A 15,762-nucleotide genomic window follows, 5' to 3' on the forward strand; every position below is an offset into this window, starting at 1 on the left:
AGTACAGGGATCAGTGGGCGAAGAGACCCTGTGCCTGAACCAACTAGCCACCGTCAGGTCAAGGCATCAGTCCCGCCGGTGGATGGCAATTACGTCGCCCTCATGGAAGACTTGCTCGCCCTTTACGGCGAGACGTCCGATCTCAAGGGCCCGTGATGTGCTTCGACGAAACCCGGTGCAACTATCGGCGAACCGATCTCGGCCGAGTCTTGCGGGGACAGTGCCTCGATCGCAGGATCGATGACCCCAAGCGGCTGCGCCGCGAAATCGCCATTTGGGAACGCCAGAGGAATGCCGCACGCTCCCGCATCAAATGGATGTTCACGACAGACAGGGCCCGCACCAGTTTGGGCCTCGCCAATCTCCACACCTCCAGAGAGTCATAATCACTGTGCAGAGCTACTAGTCGATATCAGCCTGAAGTCAATCTTGGCGTGCAGGCCGTTCGAGTGGACACAGCATCGTGCTGTGTGCGGATGAGCAGTCCACTTTTAGTGTGGATCGCGGTCCCCCTGATACGGCCCCACTGGCCCGAAGAGCCATGACTACAGAAGGGCACGGCACCACTACACCGTTCGCCGCGCTTGACACCGCCACCGGGCGGCTCATCGGCAAGTATTACGGACGGCACCGAGCCGCTAAGTTTCCCATCCCAGGACGAAATCTAGGCCGCCGTGCCGCGCGAACTCGACATCCATCTCGTCATGAACAACTACGGCACGCACAAAACCCCTCTGATTCGGCTATGGCTGGCGAAAGGGCCGCGTTGGTACGTGCGCCTACCCCGACCGATCAACGGGTTCATCGCGCATTAAGGCTACATAGAGTCGTGAGCCCGGCGAAGAATATCCCGTCAGGCTCAAGGAGACCCGGCCACTCGGCCGGTGCGCGCGTGCAACGGCTACGGTTTCAACAAATGACCACGGACCGCACAAGAAACAACCCGGCCAAAATGCAACGAATGCGATCGGACCCAAAGGACAAGGCAGCAAAATCAACGGATCTACTCGTTACCCGTTGCTCATGACGGTGTGGTTGCGGGGATTGCTGAGCCTTATCTGCGAGAGCAATAACGCCTGCTCAGATCTCTACGCTCCCGAGAATCTATCGATTTTTCTTTCGATCACATCCAATTCTGCGATCGATGCCTAAGAAGCCTACCCTTCTTGAACCGCTTGCAGCATCCTGGCGTTATGAAGCGTGCGAAAGCGAAGGAAGCTCTGCATCATGCACCACGGTGTGTAAACTCACCTGGAATAGATCCTGCCTTGGTCAAATTCGTTGAAGCCCTTGCAATCGCCGATGCGAGGCGCGATCATCTCTTCGAGAATGAGCGGCTGATGAAAACTAATATTGACGCCGCCAGCGAGAAACGCATCAGCGGTGGTGTTCAAGATGAAGTCCGCGGCAATTTATGCTCGGTTCTCGACCGAGCTTCAAAGCGAAAAATCGACTGAAGATCAGATTGCTCTGTGTAGGGCCTATGCGGCCCGTAATCAGTTCGACGTCGTTGCAACCTTCGAGGATAAAGCTCGCTCTGGAGCCTCTGTATTCGGTCGCGATGGCTTGATGCAGCTTATGGATGCCGCGCGCCAACAACGTTTCTCCGTCGTCATTGTGGAGGCGTTGGATCGGCTTTCTCGTGACATGGAAGACCTGGCCGGCATCCACAAAAGGCTATCTTTCCAAGGTATCCAAATCCAAGCCGTTCATGATGGCACCGCGGACTCCATCTTGATTGGAATTCGCGGCCTCGTTGGACAGATGCAGCGCGAAGACGGAGCGAAGAAGGTCCGTCGCGGTATGGCCGGTGTGATACGCGACGGTCGACACGCCGGGGGACGCGCCTACGGATATCGGCCCATTCCTGGCAAAGCCGGCGAACTCGAAATCGTCGAAGACGAAGCTGCGATCGTCCGGCGAATTTTTACGGCCTATGCCGGGGGACGAACACCGCGTGACATCGCACACGATCTCAACCGAGAAAACGTTCGTCCGCCGCGCGGCCGGCTATGGAACGCGTCGACGATCAATGGGAACGCCGAACGTGGTGCTGGGCTCATCTTCAACGAACTCTATGCCGGGCGGATCGTTTGGAACAAAGTCCGGATGGTCAAGGATCCTGACACCGGCAAGCGGCTGTCTCGCCCGAACCCTCGCGATGAGTGGCAGAGCATCGAGGCGCCTCAGCTTCGGATCGTCGATCAGAGCGTTTGGGAGCAGGCTCACGCTCTGAAAACCGAGAAGAGCCACTTGGCCAGCCACATGAAGCGGCGGGCACCGCACCTCCTTTCCGGTCTCCTTCGCTGCGGTTGTTGCGGATCGGGGATGTCGGTCCATGACCGTGACAAGACTGGAAAGACCAGGATTCGCTGTTCGGCGGTTCGCGAGAGCGGGAGTTGTTCGAATCGAAGGATCATCTACCTGCGCGACATCGAAAGACTTGTCCTCAGCGGCATGGCGGAAGAACTGAAAGACCCGCAGCTAATCGAGACTTATGTCCGCAACTACAACAGTGAACGGGAGCGGCTTGCCCGGGACGCAGTCGCGGTGCGGGCGCGACTGAAAGCAAAACGTGATCGGATCGAAGGGGAGCGCCAGCGCAACATTGATCTCGTGATTAAGTACTTAATTTCCGAGGAGGACGCCAAGCAACGGATCGGGGACCTGAAGGAAGAGCGATTGCGCGTCGAGGCCGAACTAGCCGCACTCGAAGAAGCTCCAGTCCCCGTCGCGCTCCATCCAGCGACTCTGGACCGCTACATAATCACGGTGAACGCACTTGCGGAGACGATGGCCGGCCACACCGAGGCGAAGGACGACCGAGGTTCCCTGGTCGACGACTTTCGGGCGCTTGTGCACAGTGTCACGGTCCACCCGAAGGGACCACGGGAAGGGTTCGAGGTCGAGGTGAAAGGTAAGCTCGCCGCACTAATCGGCGGGGACGCCTTTCCGCAGGCTCACCGCGATAGTGGGTCATACATGGTAGCGGGGGAGGGACTCGAACCCCCGACCCCAGGATTATGATTCCCGTGCTCTAACCAGCTGAGCTACCCCGCCATGGGCTCGCCATCGGCGGCCGGTGAGCCGCGGGTGCGAACGCGCGGCATATAAAGAGTGGCATGCGCGCCTGTCAAGCAAACCCGGACGGGGCAGCAACTTATTGCAGGCAGAGGCTATTTCGGCCTCACCGATGGGTCGCCGCCGGGGCTGCCGGGCGGTGGAATCACCGGCGTGTTGCCGCCTTGCGGGGTCGGCGCACGCATTTCGGGATCGACCCCGGCCGGCGGACACAACACCCCGTCGGATTTGGCGAGCTTGTCGCCCAGCGGCTGGCTGCTCTGCCCGGTGGTGGTTCCCTCGGGAGCCGGCGCGCCGGGATGCGACGGCTGCTGCTGCGGCGCGCAATTCGCAGCGGCGCGCTGCGGCGCCGGCGGCGCGGTCTGTGCCGGCGGCGTGGCGGGCGTCGGCGGCGCCTGCGCCGCGGCAACAGCGGGTGCCAGCATCAGCACACAGGATAAAGCGAGTGTTCGATTGATCCTCATGACGGGAAAACCGTGACGACGCGCCGATGTTCCCTCGCAAAATCGCCGCAACATCACGATTTGCGGTAGCGGATCAGCGAGAAATGGCCCATGGGCGGCATGGGGCGGCGCTCCGCAAGGCTGACCCCGCCATGCTTCGCCGCCCAATTGGTCAGCCGCTCCCACGGAAACTCCGGACGCCAGCCGAGCCGCCGCGCCAGCGGCGCGAAGGCGAGCTCGAAGACGCGGCGCGGGCCGCTCTCGGCGCCGATGTGGTTGACGAGGATCAGCTCGCCGCCGGGCTTGAGCACGCGGACGAACTCGTCGAGCGTGCCTTCGGGATCGGGCACGGCAGTGATGACATATTGCGCGACCACCGCGTCGAAGAACGCATCCGGAAACGCGAGATTCTTGGCGTCCATCACCGCCAGCGCCTCGACATTGCTGAGGCCCTGCGTGCGCACGCGCTTGAGCGCCCGCCGCAGCATCGGTTCGGAAATATCGACGCCGCATAGTTTTGTGGTGCGCTTGTATTCCGACAGCGAAAGCCCGGTGCCGACGCCGACGTCGAGAATGCGGCCGCCGATGCGGTCGGCCTCCGCGATGGTCGACTGCCTTCCGGCGTCGAACACCTTGCCGAACACGAGATCATAGACCGGCGCCCAGCGGCCATAGGCCTTCTCGACCCCTTCGCGGTCGATGTCCCCAGCCATTCCCCTGCCCCGACGTTTCTTCTGTCTATCCGCGAACCGCTTCCGCAAGCGGCGCCAACGCGTCCCGCGTCGCGGCCCGTGTTGCGCGGCTTGCGCTTGCACTTCTGATGAAGCCGCCGCCGAGCACGCGGGCCTGACCGCTGGCTGCGTCGTAGAACACGCAGGCCTGGCCGGGCGAGACGCCCTCCTCGCCGGCGACGAGTTCGACCTCGTAGCCGCCATCGACGGCGCGCAACCACGCCGGCTGCGGCGCGCGCGTCGAACGCACGCGGACATAGATCTCGATGCCCTCGCCGATCACGCGATCCAGCGCGCCGTCGCCGATCCAGTTGACGTCGCGCAGCGCGATGCGATCCATCCGCAGCGCCTCGCGCGGCCCGACCACGACACGGCGCGTCGCCGCATCGAGCTTGACCACATAGAGCGGGCTGCCGGAGGCAATGCCGAGCCCCTTGCGCTGGCCGACGGTGAAATGAACGATGCCCTGGTGCTGGCCGATCACATGACCGTCGAGATCGACGATGTCGCCCGGCGCGATCGCATTCGGCTTCAGCCGTCCGATGATGTCGGTGTAGCGGCCCGTCGGCACGAAGCAGATGTCCTGGCTGTCGTGCTTGTCGGCGACCGCGAGCCCAAAGCGGCGCGCCAGCTCGCGGGTCTGCGGCTTGGTCATGTCGCCGAGCGGGAAGCGCAGGAAGTCGAGCTGCTCGCGCGTGGTCGCGAACAGGAAATAGCTCTGGTCGCGGTCGGCATCGGCCGCGCAGACCAGCGCGCGCGAGCCATCGGGCAGGCGGCGGGAGGCAACATAATGGCCTGTCGCGAGCGCCTGCGCGCCGAGCTCACGCGCGGTCTTCAGGAGATCGCGGAACTTGACCGAGCGGTTGCACTCGACGCACGGCACCGGCGTCTCGCCGAGCGCGTAGGAGTCGGCAAAGTTGTCGATGACGGATTGCTTGAAGCGGCTTTCGTAGTCGAGCACGTAATGGGGAATGCCGAGCTTGGCCGCGACATCGCGGGCATCGTGGATGTCCTGGCCCGCGCAGCAGGCGCCCTTGCGGTGGGTCGCCGCGCCATGGTCGTAGAGCTGCAGCGTGATGCCGACGACGTCGTAGCCTTCCGCCTTCAGCAGCGCAGCCGTCGTCGAAGAATCGACGCCGCCCGACATGGCGACGACGACCCTGGTGTCTTCGGGACGGCCTTCGAGATCCAGACTGTTCAGCATCTTTAAGCGGTCATTGGTCACTGTCGCGGCGAGCATATGCGCTCCGCGACGATATTGGAAAAAGCCTTTTGTCCAGAGAGCCTTAGAACACATCCAAGGCCGGTTCGGTCGGTTCGGACGGGTTGGAGGCCACCTTTTAATATAGGCCGTATTCCGGTGAGGCAATCCGCCGGAAGCCGTGCCGTGCCGCGCGTGGACGGCAAATCTTGCCGCCGGGCAAAAAGGAGACCTGCCGGGAACCTGCTTCAGCCGGCCAAGACAGCTCGTAACCTTCTGAAATAACTCATTATTTATTGCCATCCCCGGTTGGCCCACTCCTTGCTGACAAAACGCTGGAAGTCTCATTTGCGAGGGTTGGCAGTGGTCAGCGTCACGTCGGAAGCATTGGCAGGCCGGTCTTTTCAGGGCGCGACGCAGCGGTCGTCGCGGCCCGATCCCGCTTCGCAGACGGGGAACGACGGCTTTGCCGCGCTGGTCGACAGCAACACTGCGTCCACAAACGACGGCAGCCGCTACGACTCCCAGCCAGCGCCCTCGCGGCGGTCCGACGATCCGCCCTCGACGACCGACGCACGCCCCCGCGACACCAGCACGGGCCCCGACCGGACGTCGCGGGATTCCGCCAGTTCGCGCAACGACAACAAGGTCGAGAGCGACGCGCCGTCCAAGACCAAGTCGAAATCGAAATCGGACGACTCGAAATCGAACTCCGATGCGAAATCGACCAGTGACAAGCCGGACGCGACGCAGGCCGCTGCGCAGCAGGATCCGGGTGCGGCAACCGTGAATGCCGTGATTGCTCCTGTTGCCGCGACACCGGCGACTGCCCCGACACCGGCGGCCATCGCGCCGTCGGACCAGCCGGCCGCACCGCTCGCGATCGCCGCAGCGGCCATCGCGGCAAGCTCGGCCAATGCCGGCACCGGCGCTGCTGGCGGCAGCGGCGCGCCTGCCGGCGCCGACACCGCAGCGGCGGCGGCCACCACAGCGAATGCCGACAAGGTCGCCAAGGCCGCCGGCGTCAAGACCGACGCACAGGTCATCACCACCAGCGATGCGGCAACGGCTTCGGGCGCAGCGACAGCGACCGGCGATGCGACATTCGCCGCCACAGTTGCCGCCGGAACGCCCGCCACCAAGACGACGACACAGGCCAAGACACAGCTCACCGCGAAGGACGCGACGGCGACGATGCCGGCCGACCAGGACGGCGCCGCCGCGGGCAGCGCCAACACCGCGCAGGCTGCTCCGACCAACATCGTTCCCGCTACCGCGCAGCCGGCCGCAGTTGCCGGCAAGGCAAAGGCCGCCACCGACGGTGCCGCCGATGCCATCAAGGCCGACGCAAACGGCGACGGCAATGCCGCGCCGACGCCGGCGGTCGGCGGCCACGCGACCGCGCAGACCCAGCTCACAACCCCCGATCCCAGCGCGCAGGCAGCGAACGCACTGCAGCCGCAACCCGCGACCACCCAGACGACGCCGTCTGCGACCGCACAATTGACCGTGACCAACGCTGCGCAGAGCGCCGCCGTGCCGCTCAGCGGGCTTGCGATGCAGATCGCCGCCTCCGCCAAGAGCGGCAAGAGTCGCTTCGAGATCCGGCTCGACCCCGCCGAGCTCGGCCGCATCGATGTCCGCATCGATGTCGATCGCAACGGCCAGGTCACCTCGCATCTCACCGTCGAACGCCCGGAAACGCTGTCGATGCTGCGCCAGGACGCCAACCAGTTGCAGCGCGCGCTCGACAATGCCGGCCTCTCGACCGGCAATGGCGGATTGCAGTTCAGCCTGCGCGACCAGTCGCAGTCGGGCCAGAACAACAATGGCCAGTCCAATCCGAACGCCCATCGTTTGATCGTTACCGAGGAGGACAGCGTTCCCGCCGCAGCGGCGGGCCGCTCCTACGGCCGTGCAACCGGCGCCCTCGGCGGCGTCGATATCAGAGTGTAAGGAGTTCACCATGGCAGTCGATGCAACCATGCCGACGCCCGTCGTCTCGGCACCGGGCACCAGCAACGGAACGAACTCAAGCAGCAGCGGCAGCGGCCTGACGACCTCCTCGCAGGGCATTGCCGACAACTTCCAGACCTTCCTGACGCTGCTGACGACGCAGCTCCAGAACCAGAACCCGCTGGATCCGCTCGACACCAACCAGTTCACCCAGCAGCTGGTGCAGTTCGCCGGCGTCGAGCAGCAGCTCAAGACCAACGATCAGCTGAAGTCGCTGATCGAGATCGAGAAGAGCGCGCAGTCGACCCAGGCGCTGGTCTATGTCGGCAACACGGTCGCGGTCGACGGCAGCAAGACGCAGTTCGACAAATCCGCGACCTGGAATCTGGTGTCCCCGCAAGCCACCAGCGCCACCATCACGATCACGAGCGCGACCGGACAGACCGCCTATTCCGGCAATTTCAGCCTGAAGCAGGGCAACGCCAGCTTCGTCTGGGACGGCAAGGGCAATGACGGCACGCAATGGCCGGCCGGCACCTACACGCTGACCGCCACCGGCAAGGATTCCAAGGGCAATCCGATCGCCATCTCGACCGAGGTGCAGGGCGTCGTCGACTCCGTCGACCTGACCGCCTCCCCGCCGCTGCTCTCGATCGGCGGGCAGACCTACACCACCGACAAGATCAAGCGCGTGGTGCGCGGGGCGACTGGCTCGAGCTAAGCACATTGCGACGATCCGTAGCTGCGCGTTGAGCGGGCGACCCGCTCACCACACTGTATCGTCGTCCTGGCGAAAGCCAGGACCCATAACCACCGCATTTGATGATGAACGGGATCGTGGCCCCAGCGTCGCGCAACAATTGAGAGTTGGGGTAATGGGTCCTGGCTTTCGCCAGGACGACGCTGAGTGTGTGGCGCGGTTCTTGCGGGCCACACGATCGCATTCTCGCGACATGATTTGCCCGAGCTTTTTTGCTTCTCGTTTCGCCCTCCCTTGAAGGGGGCGCAGGGAAAGCCGGGTGCCGGTCGCGACGGTTCCATGCTATAGCCACGTCACTTGGCTGCTTGCTGTGGGGCTCGACAATGCCGATCAATCGCTTGCTGAAGACGGGCGAATACACGCCGGAGCAAATCGAGCTCTTCAACAGGGCGTTCAGCCTGGCGCTGCATTCGATGGGTCTGGTTGATCGGAACGATCCGCTTTGCGAGATCGTGGCCCGCAAGGTCATCGAGATCGGCAAGACCGGGGACCTCGACGCGAAGGGCATCGCGGAAGCCGCTGTCGCCAGCATCGGTCTCTGACGGCCGACGCGGTCGATGGCCGCTGACGGAACGGCGCTTGCCCCCGCGGATCAGACGTTCCGGCTGAGCGCGGGCCGCCGCCGTTGCTGGCGGCCCGTCATCAGAGCGGCCTCACTCGACTTCCTGCACGACCGTACGGGTGTCGGGATCGACCAGCATCACGCGCTGGCCGGTATAGACATAGCGATATCTGGTGAGCAACGGGCCCCAATCGGCAGGCACCGCTTCAAGCTCGACCTCGCGCGGCACAGGCGAGCCGACGACGATCCTCTCCCGCGTCTCGACGGGACGGATCTTGTGTTCGGTCACATAGCTGTGGATTCGCGTGCGGTACTGCGGCTCGATCTGCACGGTGGCGGCATGTCCGGCACCGGTCGTGCCGACAATCGTGCTCTGGGCGAAAGCGCCCGTCGACGCCAATACGGCGGCAACAGAAATCAGAACCAGCTTTTTCATAACGTCCTCCTCACCGCTCCATGCGGCGTTTCGAGAACCGCGACAGAATGGCAATGTTCCTAACGGAGGATCCCGATCAATCGCGCCGCCGGCGCGCTCCTCGCGCCAAGGCGTTCATCCGGGAATGGTCGTCTTGTTCGGCTGGTCCAGTGTTGGCGCGTCCGGACTTTCGCTCTCCGCATTCAGCTCGACCTCGGCCGCGTGCCGGAATTCCTTGTCCCTGCCGTCGGGCTTTCCGGCCTTCTCCCAGAGCTGCCGCGCGTAGTCCCTGATCTGCTGTTCGGTGGCCATGTCATTCCTCTGGAATTCCGAGCTCCTTGCGAACCGTCACGGCCGAGTCACCGACCTTCTCGACGGCTTTACGCAGCTGTTCGCGCGACACACCGAGGGCATGTGTCCAGCATCTCACCTGAAGCAGATCGTGCATGTTGATCTTCGAACGATCGAACTGCTCTTTCCTGGTCAGGCGCTTGGTCACTGAACTTCTCGCGTCAGCGCTCGGCCTGAGCCTCGGCCGTTGCTGGCGATCCAATCTTCAGGACAGCCATTTGTTCCTTTCTTGGATGGATCGGTCGTCACCCCTCGGAGGAACATTATCCGCGAGCGATACTTCAGTCGTGAGAGGCAGAGCGGGCGGCAGCACGAACAAGGGCGAGCCATGACAGGCATTGCAGACAGGATCGGCGGACGGGTCAAGCAGCTCATCGCCGAGATCATCAACGATGGCAGACTTGCCGAGGAAGGCACGCAGCAGATCAAGAAGGCCGAGAACGCGCCGCCTGCGAAGCCGTTCGGCAATTTGGACAAGCTGACCTAGATGCCCAGATACTTCTTCCATCTCGCGGGCGACATCCCCGCACACGACGTCGTCGGTCACGACTGTGCCGACGACAAGGACGCCCAGGATCACGGCAGCTTCATCGCTCACCGGATCGGGACCGAAAAGCCGGAGATGGTTCGCGACGGCAATTTCATTTCGGTTCGCGATGCGGGCGATAGCGAGCTCTTCCGCATCCCGCTGGCTTCGACGAGCGTCTGACAGGGAGCGGTCTTTCCCGGCTCGGCTCGCTTCCCGCAAACCGACGCTACCGGCCGATGTCCGGCATTCCTTCGCCGGCCCGCCGCATGGTGCTCTCGAGGACGCGGTCAGGACAGGCCACGCCCGCCGTTCAATAGGAACAAACGACGACGAGCGCGGTTCGGAGCTACACCAGGGTTTGAAACACCAATTTGCACACATGAAACGCCGCAATCGCTTCAAGCAAACCACGACGCTCGCATACCGCCTGATTCAGCTGGAGGAAGCGGCCCGCGCGAGGGCTTCGCACCTGCCTCCCGGCACCGAGCGGGAACGACTTCTCAAGAAGGCCCGTGAGGCCGAGCGCGCCGTTCAGATCGAACAATGGCTCGCCACTCCCGGAGCAGAGCCGCCGCCATAGCGCTTCGATTCACATAAGTTGCTTCGATTCACATAAGCTAATGCGCATTGCCGACCCGTGCGTCATTCGAAAACGCATTGGTGTCACGGCCACGCGAGGGGCTCGACAGCGTCGAGAGCAGTGAGCCAGACTTGGCAAGAACACACCGAGTGGCTGGCCCCGGCCTGTCCGACGCCAGCCGCGCAACCGATGCGGCCGGCGCCATGTTCGCGCGGCGTCAAGAGAGGCGGACGTGGTCGGCCTCGAACGTGATCTGAAAATTACTCCGATCGCTCCGATGCGACGCCGAACACGGCTGCCTCCCGCGCACCCGCGCCGTGCGATAACTCACCCTGCCTTGCAGCCGCGCCAGCAACCTGCCCAGCTCTTGCAAAGGACGCCTTGCCTGAGCGACACTCCCAATTCCTGATATTGCGAGCTCGATACTCCCGCACGCGATGAGTTCATCGAATGAAAACAGCTCCGAGCGATCGACGACCAATCCATCATTCCCCGATCTTCTGGGTCGGCATAGCCTTGTGCCTGGCAGCGATCGCAATCTACCTCTGGTCCGACGACCTCTCCTGGCGGCCGGCGCCGAACCCGCGGTCATGAACCGGCTGGCGGGAGTTCGACCAGCTCTTCGAGGTGGCTCTAAAGCATATTGCCGCTGTCAGCCTTGACCAAGATCCCTGTAACCCAAATCCCCGTGGCTCAAATCGCTGCCGTAGCCGGGAAAACACGCTTTCTCGTCGAATTCATTTGAAATACAATTTAGGTTTGACGGCCAAAGCCGCGTGAAAGAGGATCATTTGGAATTTTTTTTCACAACTGCCGATACTTACTTCCTTTGCGCTGACGTTGATGCTGACGCTGGTTCTTCCCAGCCTCATGGAGCGCATTCGGCTGCCTCGTCCGGTCGGATACATCCTCGCGGGCATTATCCTGGGCCCGAACATGCTTTCTATCCTCAATCCCGACGGAAAGATCGTCGGCTTCTTCGCTGAGCTCGGCAAGCTGTTGCTGATGTTCTTCGCCGGCTTTGAGGTCAACATCGCGCAGTTCAACAAGGCGCGTCATAAGGCGGCTACATTCGGCCTTCTCACTTTCGCCTGCCCCTTTGCATTGGCAGTAACCCTTGCGGCGCTGCTGGGGTACTCGCCTAATGCAAGCGCGGTCATCGGCGCCATACTGGCCTCCCATACCCTGCTCGGACTGCCCATCGTCAAGCAAGAAGGCCTCCTGGGACAGGAAGCGACCGTCGTGGCAGTGGGCGCCACGCTATTCACCGATATGCTTTCCATTCTTGTCCTCGCGTTATGCGTGCCGATTCACGTCAGAGGCTTTGATCCCTTGGGAATGCTGATCCTCCTGGGATGGTTGGCCGTTTATGTGCCGGGGATCGTCGTCGGATTGAGCTGGTTCGTTGAGCGCCTTCTGGCGGCCTTTGGGACAACCAGGGTCTCCAGCGCGCTGATCATGCTTCTTGTAATGGCGATTTCCGCCCAGATGGCGGAATGGATTGGCATGGAAGGAATCATCGGCGCCTTTCTTGCAGGCGTTGCCCTGAAGCGGGCGTTCGGAGAGGTCAAGGGCGACGATTCCCTGGAAATTATGAGTCAGGCCCTGTTCATTCCGGTGTTCTTCATTACGGCCGGTTTCCTTGTCGATTTCAAAGTGTTCTTCGCGACATTGCGCGATCAGCCGTTGCTTGTGGTCGGCGTGCTTGCGGCGCTATTTGGCGGCAAATGGCTTGCAGCCGAAAGTACAGGATGGTTGTTCGGCTACCGCCGCACGGAACGCAACTTGATGTTCGGTCTTACCGTGCCGCAGGTTGCGGCCACGCTCGCGGTCGCTCTGGTCGCCTATTCCACAAAAAATGCTGCGGGTCAGCGATTGATCGATCATCCCATGTTGAATGCTACGGTTGTTCTGGTGATCGTATCGTCGATCGTCGGATTGATGCTCACAGCGCACGCCGCACGACAGCTAGATCACATGGACAGCAAGTCCAACCAGGCGAGCCCTGGTCGAAGCTAGTCGAGAGATTGCAAGGCGGCCGATGCCTGATCCGGGATGAAGAGCCGGCTGAAGCGGCATCCTGCACGTGTGCCGACCGGGAGCACCGTCCCTCAGCGAGAACCCTTTCGCGCGAGCCGGACGCCGCGCGGCGAATCGCCGAAGCGGGTTCGGAACAGACGGTTGAAATACGAAACATCCGAAAAGCCGACCTCGAGCGCGATATCGGAAATTCGCCGACGGCCGGCATCAGGCTCGGTGAGCAATTTGAGCGCCCGCTGCAGCCGCAATTCATTCAAGCGCTCGGTGAACGACGGCCCTGATGACGTCATCAGGCGCTGCAGATAGCGCGACGAGATGCCCTGGTCACGCGCAACCGTTTGAACGCTGAGCCCGGGCTCCTCAAAGTGTGCGGCGATGTAGTCGAGCACGGCACGGTGCCGCGCAGCAACGACGGCGCTCGCGCTGCTCTCGCCCAGCGCACCACACTCGCCGATCGCGAGCGCGATGAGATCGTGGATATGGGTCACGACCGTATCGCGAAGCTTCGGCGCGCTCAGCGCTTTCGTCTTAAGCACCGATTTCAGATATGAGATGAACAGTCGGAATGCTTCCGTCCGGTGCCAAATCGGCCGCATGACCAGGCCTTCGACGTCGGTCACGCGCTGCGCAAGTGCCTCGCGCGGCACGGCCAGGCCGAATTGCAACCCGTCGATATAGGTGACGCTGGCGGGCTCGGAATGCAGAATTGCAATTGCATCGCCGGCGCGAAAATCGGCGTCCCGGCCGCGCTGCGATAGCTGACCTCTGCCCGGAGAGCAGAAGATGATCCCGATGGAGTCATCGCCATCGGCAAGGTTCGCCTGCAAACGCTTGAACCGCATCGACGTGCCTTTCAGCGCCAGCATGCGCAAACCCTGAACCGCTCGCAGCGACGCATCGGCCTGGAATGAAACGTTCGATAGAGGCTCGATATCGGCGTGCACGATGCATCGGCCAAAGTGCTCGCGCCAGAGCGGGATACGAATGCGTTCCGGAAGCTCGCACGTCGAAAATCGATACGATGCGAAATTGGCTGCGTCCATCGGCATGGGGACCTCCAGCCTTCACAAAACATCAGAATGAAATGCTGCGGCACTCCACGGTCAGTATCCGCATTTTGCGATTCACGCACCGGCCTTCGCCCGATCCGTGCGCATGAGTCCAAGAAGCCACGTTACCGATCTGCTAGTCTTGTTCGCCTGTGATTGATGCTGATGTGAACTAGTTCACTTGGTGGTCAGAATATTATGTATATAATGACATTATGAAAATCGCGGCAAATTTCCCTTTTAAGAAGAAGCAGTCGCGATCGCTCTATTTATAATTGCTGCCATCGGATCCGTTTCAAACATTCCTGGCAGAGTAAAGCGCAAATCAGTGTCATGCCCCTGTACGCGGTCTCCTGGCTAAGTCGCCACGCGCAGGTCATTCAGTAGAACGACTGATATCGATTTTGGTTGCGTCGGACTGCCTGCGGCACTTGTCGGTTATCGCCGCCGGTTGAAATGGTCGAAATCTGTCACGTGGGAAAGTCAACCTAGTGATCAAGAAGGCGTTCGATCATGTCCATCATATTCGACATGCTTTATCGTGAATACTGTCGCGCCCGCCTCGCGGAAATGCGAAAGCAGCATTTGTTGCCGGCCATCGGCGACGTCGCGCAGGCGGCGCCGTCAGAGGATAGCGATCCACCCGGCCCCCGTGATTGCGGCTGGCCGGCGGAAGCGCCGCCGACCCTCGGGTAGCTGGAGCGCACAATCATACAGGTTGGCCGGAGGCTAGTCCGGCACGCGCACGCCTCGGAGCACCCGAGCGTCTCATGGACCTAGGTCCGGTGAGGCCGCGCGCGCCCGCCAGACAGATCGACAGATGCACGATCGAACCCGCAGCTCGAAGCGATTGCTCGGCGAGACCCCGCCGGAGTTCAGATCGACCGGCCGCGACCCGCGCATCGATGTCTGTCGCGGAATCGCATTGTGGTGGATCTTTCTCGATCACATTCCAGACAACGTCGGAAGTTGGCTGACCCTGCGCAACTACGGCTTCTGCGATGCCGCCGAAATATTCATGTTCATCTCGGGCGTCACCTGCGCACTGGCCTACGGCAGGGCGCGTCAGCGCGACGGTTGGCGCGGCATGATCGGCCGTTCGCTGCGGCGGGGATGGGATATCTATGCCGCCTTTCTGCTGCTGACGCTCGCTTGCGCGATCGTCGTCTACCTCGCGGGCAGCGACCGTCTCGCCGACGACAGCAATACGCGGGTTCTGTTCGAACGTCCAGGCGCAGCGCTTGCGCACGCCGCGGTCCTGCAATTCCACCCTGTCAATACCGACGTGCTGCCGGTCTTTGTGATCTGTCACGTGTTGTTCGCACCGCTGCTGTGGCTGCTGCTGCGAGCGCCGAACCTGGCGCTTGGTCTTTCGCTGTCGCTTTACGCGCTGGTGCACGTCTTCGGCTGGAGCATTCCCGCCTGGCCCGACGGCGTCTGGTTCTTCAACCCGCTGGCCTGGCAGCTTCCGGTGGTGCTGGGCGCATGGTATGTCATCGAGGGAAGGACCATCCAGGGATGGGTGACGTCGCGCCCCGCGCTTGTTCTGTCGGCGCTTTATCTCGCGTTCGGCTTCGTCGTTGCGCTGGGCCACGGCATCAAGCCGCCGCTGCTGCCGCAGGCGCTGACGGATCTGCTGTTTCCGATGGACAAGTCGAACTTGAGCCCGTTGCGGCTGCTGCATTTTCTGGCACTTGCCATCGTGGTGTCATGGCTCGTTCCAGCGGGCTGGCAGGGACTGTCGACGCCGATGCTGCACAGCGCGAGGCGTTGTGGCGAGAACTCGCTGCCGATCTATTGTCTCGGCGTCCTGCTGGCGCTGGCCAGCCAATGCGACCTGTTCGACATCTCGAACCGGCTCTCGATGCAGATCGGACTCAGTCTTGCCGGTGTCCTTGTGATGGCCGCGGCCGCGACGCTGCTGAACACGCTCGGCACCAAGCGCGCCCGGTCGCCGGATGTCGACACCGCCGCCGGACATGATCCTGTGCCGCGCGCCGCCGATCGCGGCATTTTCGACGGTCACGGCGCGCATATCCTCTAAAGCGCGCCATCGTGCGCGGG

General features: G+C 62.4%; 19 protein-coding genes, 1 tRNA gene and 1 pseudogene. 11 read left to right on the top strand and 10 right to left on the bottom strand.

Annotation, left to right across the window (positions count from 1 at the left end):
- Nucleotides 1-206: 206 nt before the first annotated feature.
- From RX327_RS33805 to RX327_RS33815, 3 genes and pseudogenes are all read left to right on the top strand, one after another.
- Nucleotides 207-386: pseudogene (locus RX327_RS33805) on the top strand (IS630 family transposase); the annotation flags it as partial.
- 882 nt (nt 387-1,268) lie between these two features.
- The gene (locus RX327_RS33810) at nt 1,269-1,457 is read left to right on the top strand and encodes a hypothetical protein (protein ID WP_283088546.1); all 189 of its coding nucleotides are present in this window, start codon (nt 1,269-1,271) and stop codon (nt 1,455-1,457) included.
- On the top strand, nt 1,396-3,027 hold the full coding sequence (locus RX327_RS33815; protein ID WP_317251386.1) for a recombinase family protein: 1,632 nt from the start codon (nt 1,396-1,398) through the stop codon (nt 3,025-3,027). Before RX327_RS33810 ends, RX327_RS33815 begins: the two co-directional genes overlap by 62 nt.
- Here RX327_RS33815 and RX327_RS33820 read toward each other — a convergent pair.
- The 4 genes from RX327_RS33820 to mnmA form a co-directional block, all read right to left on the bottom strand.
- Nucleotides 2,984-3,060: transfer RNA gene (locus tag RX327_RS33820), tRNA-Met, on the bottom strand. The genes RX327_RS33815 and RX327_RS33820 overlap by 44 nt on opposite strands.
- 116 nt (nt 3,061-3,176) lie before the next feature.
- A complete protein-coding gene (locus RX327_RS33825; protein ID WP_028333442.1) occupies nt 3,177-3,545 on the bottom strand; it encodes a hypothetical protein in 369 nt (122 codons plus the stop codon).
- Between the two features lie 53 nt (nt 3,546-3,598).
- On the bottom strand, nt 3,599-4,237 hold the full coding sequence (locus RX327_RS33830; protein WP_317248483.1) for a class I SAM-dependent methyltransferase: 639 nt from the start codon (nt 4,235-4,237) through the stop codon (nt 3,599-3,601).
- Between the two features lie 25 nt (nt 4,238-4,262).
- Nucleotides 4,263-5,459 carry a tRNA 2-thiouridine(34) synthase MnmA gene (mnmA, locus tag RX327_RS33835; protein WP_317248484.1) on the bottom strand — a complete coding sequence of 399 codons (1,197 nt, stop codon included), beginning with the start codon at nt 5,457-5,459 and terminating at the stop codon, nt 4,263-4,265.
- A 360-nt stretch (nt 5,460-5,819) separates the two neighbouring features.
- On the opposite strand from mnmA, the gene RX327_RS33840 reads away from it, so the two are divergent.
- The 3 genes from RX327_RS33840 to RX327_RS33850 all read left to right on the top strand — a co-directional run bounded on the left by RX327_RS33840 (nt 5,820) and on the right by RX327_RS33850 (nt 8,714).
- Nucleotides 5,820-7,412, top strand: coding sequence for a flagellar hook-length control protein FliK (locus RX327_RS33840; protein WP_050387529.1), 1,593 nt, complete (start codon nt 5,820-5,822; stop codon nt 7,410-7,412).
- 10 nt (nt 7,413-7,422) lie between these two features.
- Nucleotides 7,423-8,133 (top strand): flagellar hook assembly protein FlgD, encoded by a 711-nt coding sequence (locus RX327_RS33845; protein WP_317248485.1) that lies wholly within the window; start codon nt 7,423-7,425, stop codon nt 8,131-8,133.
- 362 nt (nt 8,134-8,495) lie between these two features.
- Nucleotides 8,496-8,714, top strand: a complete 219-nt coding sequence (locus tag RX327_RS33850) for a hypothetical protein (RefSeq protein ID WP_050387531.1) — start codon at nt 8,496-8,498, stop codon at nt 8,712-8,714.
- 111 nt (nt 8,715-8,825) lie between these two features.
- Here RX327_RS33850 and RX327_RS39430 read toward each other — a convergent pair whose 3' ends face one another.
- The 4 genes from RX327_RS39430 to RX327_RS33865 form a co-directional block, all read right to left on the bottom strand.
- Nucleotides 8,826-9,023, bottom strand: a complete 198-nt coding sequence (locus tag RX327_RS39430) for a DUF1236 domain-containing protein (RefSeq protein WP_410712218.1) — start codon at nt 9,021-9,023, stop codon at nt 8,826-8,828.
- Nucleotides 8,941-9,135, bottom strand: a complete 195-nt coding sequence (locus RX327_RS39435; protein WP_410712219.1) for a 2Fe-2S iron-sulfur cluster-binding protein — start codon at nt 9,133-9,135, stop codon at nt 8,941-8,943. The genes RX327_RS39430 and RX327_RS39435 overlap by 83 nt, the downstream gene beginning before the upstream one ends.
- A 149-nt stretch (nt 9,136-9,284) precedes the next feature.
- Nucleotides 9,285-9,461: a DUF2934 domain-containing protein gene (locus RX327_RS33860; protein WP_152977920.1), complete on the bottom strand. Its 177-nt coding sequence runs from the start codon at nt 9,459-9,461 to the stop codon at nt 9,285-9,287.
- 1 nt (nt 9,462) lies between these two features.
- Nucleotides 9,463-9,648 carry a DUF3606 domain-containing protein gene (locus RX327_RS33865; RefSeq protein ID WP_028333447.1) on the bottom strand — a complete coding sequence of 62 codons (186 nt, stop codon included), beginning with the start codon at nt 9,646-9,648 and terminating at the stop codon, nt 9,463-9,465.
- A gap of 180 nt (nt 9,649-9,828) precedes the next feature.
- Here RX327_RS33865 and RX327_RS33870 point away from each other — a divergent pair, with 180 nt between their 5' ends.
- Both RX327_RS33870 and RX327_RS33875 read left to right on the top strand, forming a co-directional pair.
- Nucleotides 9,829-9,987, top strand: coding sequence for a hypothetical protein (locus tag RX327_RS33870; protein ID WP_167350461.1), 159 nt, complete (start codon nt 9,829-9,831; stop codon nt 9,985-9,987).
- Nucleotides 9,988-10,209, top strand: coding sequence for a DUF6894 family protein (locus RX327_RS33875; protein ID WP_028333448.1), 222 nt, complete (start codon nt 9,988-9,990; stop codon nt 10,207-10,209).
- 166 nt (nt 10,210-10,375) lie between these two features.
- Here the strand turns inward: RX327_RS33875 and RX327_RS33880 are convergent, their stop codons facing one another.
- On the bottom strand, nt 10,376-10,573 hold the full coding sequence (locus RX327_RS33880; RefSeq protein ID WP_157348128.1) for a hypothetical protein: 198 nt from the start codon (nt 10,571-10,573) through the stop codon (nt 10,376-10,378).
- 879 nt (nt 10,574-11,452) lie between these two features.
- On the opposite strand from RX327_RS33880, the gene RX327_RS33885 reads away from it, so the two are divergent.
- On the top strand, nt 11,453-12,628 hold the full coding sequence (locus RX327_RS33885) for a cation:proton antiporter (protein ID WP_050387534.1): 1,176 nt from the start codon (nt 11,453-11,455) through the stop codon (nt 12,626-12,628).
- Between the two features lie 92 nt (nt 12,629-12,720).
- Here the strand turns inward: RX327_RS33885 and RX327_RS33890 are convergent, their stop codons facing one another.
- The gene (locus tag RX327_RS33890) at nt 12,721-13,698 is read right to left on the bottom strand and encodes a helix-turn-helix transcriptional regulator (protein ID WP_050387535.1); all 978 of its coding nucleotides are present in this window, start codon (nt 13,696-13,698) and stop codon (nt 12,721-12,723) included.
- Between the two features lie 513 nt (nt 13,699-14,211).
- Here RX327_RS33890 and RX327_RS33895 point away from each other — a divergent pair.
- Nucleotides 14,212-14,394, top strand: coding sequence for a hypothetical protein (locus tag RX327_RS33895; protein ID WP_038377339.1), 183 nt, complete (start codon nt 14,212-14,214; stop codon nt 14,392-14,394).
- 124 nt (nt 14,395-14,518) lie between these two features.
- Nucleotides 14,519-15,742 (top strand): OpgC domain-containing protein, encoded by a 1,224-nt coding sequence (locus RX327_RS33900; RefSeq protein WP_050387536.1) that lies wholly within the window; start codon nt 14,519-14,521, stop codon nt 15,740-15,742.
- The last annotated feature ends 20 nt before the right edge of the window (nt 15,743-15,762 follow it).

The sequence above is a fragment of the Bradyrhizobium sp. BEA-2-5 genome, from assembly GCF_032918025.1.
GTDB classification, from domain to species: Bacteria; Pseudomonadota; Alphaproteobacteria; order Rhizobiales; family Xanthobacteraceae; genus Bradyrhizobium; species Bradyrhizobium pachyrhizi.

What these genes read in the sequence shown, in the direction of transcription:
- RX327_RS33890 (WP_050387535.1), bottom strand. Translation starts at nt 13,698, where the DNA reads ATGCCGATGGACGCAGCCAATTTCGCATCGTATCGATTTTCGACGTGC.
- RX327_RS33845 (WP_317248485.1), top strand. Translation starts at nt 7,423, where the DNA reads ATGGCAGTCGATGCAACCATGCCGACGCCCGTCGTCTCGGCACCGGGC.
- RX327_RS33850 (WP_050387531.1), top strand. Translation starts at nt 8,496, where the DNA reads ATGCCGATCAATCGCTTGCTGAAGACGGGCGAATACACGCCGGAGCAA.
- RX327_RS33895 (WP_038377339.1), top strand. Translation starts at nt 14,212, where the DNA reads ATGTCCATCATATTCGACATGCTTTATCGTGAATACTGTCGCGCCCGC.
- mnmA (WP_317248484.1), bottom strand. Translation starts at nt 5,459, where the DNA reads ATGCTGAACAGTCTGGATCTCGAAGGCCGTCCCGAAGACACCAGGGTC.
- RX327_RS33900 (WP_050387536.1), top strand. Translation starts at nt 14,519, where the DNA reads ATGCACGATCGAACCCGCAGCTCGAAGCGATTGCTCGGCGAGACCCCG.
- RX327_RS33860 (WP_152977920.1), bottom strand. Translation starts at nt 9,461, where the DNA reads ATGGCCACCGAACAGCAGATCAGGGACTACGCGCGGCAGCTCTGGGAG.
- RX327_RS33885 (WP_050387534.1), top strand. Translation starts at nt 11,453, where the DNA reads ATGCTGACGCTGGTTCTTCCCAGCCTCATGGAGCGCATTCGGCTGCCT.
- RX327_RS33815 (WP_317251386.1), top strand. Translation starts at nt 1,396, where the DNA reads ATGAAGTCCGCGGCAATTTATGCTCGGTTCTCGACCGAGCTTCAAAGC.
- RX327_RS33875 (WP_028333448.1), top strand. Translation starts at nt 9,988, where the DNA reads ATGCCCAGATACTTCTTCCATCTCGCGGGCGACATCCCCGCACACGAC.
- RX327_RS33825 (WP_028333442.1), bottom strand. Translation starts at nt 3,545, where the DNA reads ATGAGGATCAATCGAACACTCGCTTTATCCTGTGTGCTGATGCTGGCA.
- RX327_RS33870 (WP_167350461.1), top strand. Translation starts at nt 9,829, where the DNA reads ATGACAGGCATTGCAGACAGGATCGGCGGACGGGTCAAGCAGCTCATC.
- RX327_RS33830 (WP_317248483.1), bottom strand. Translation starts at nt 4,237, where the DNA reads ATGGCTGGGGACATCGACCGCGAAGGGGTCGAGAAGGCCTATGGCCGC.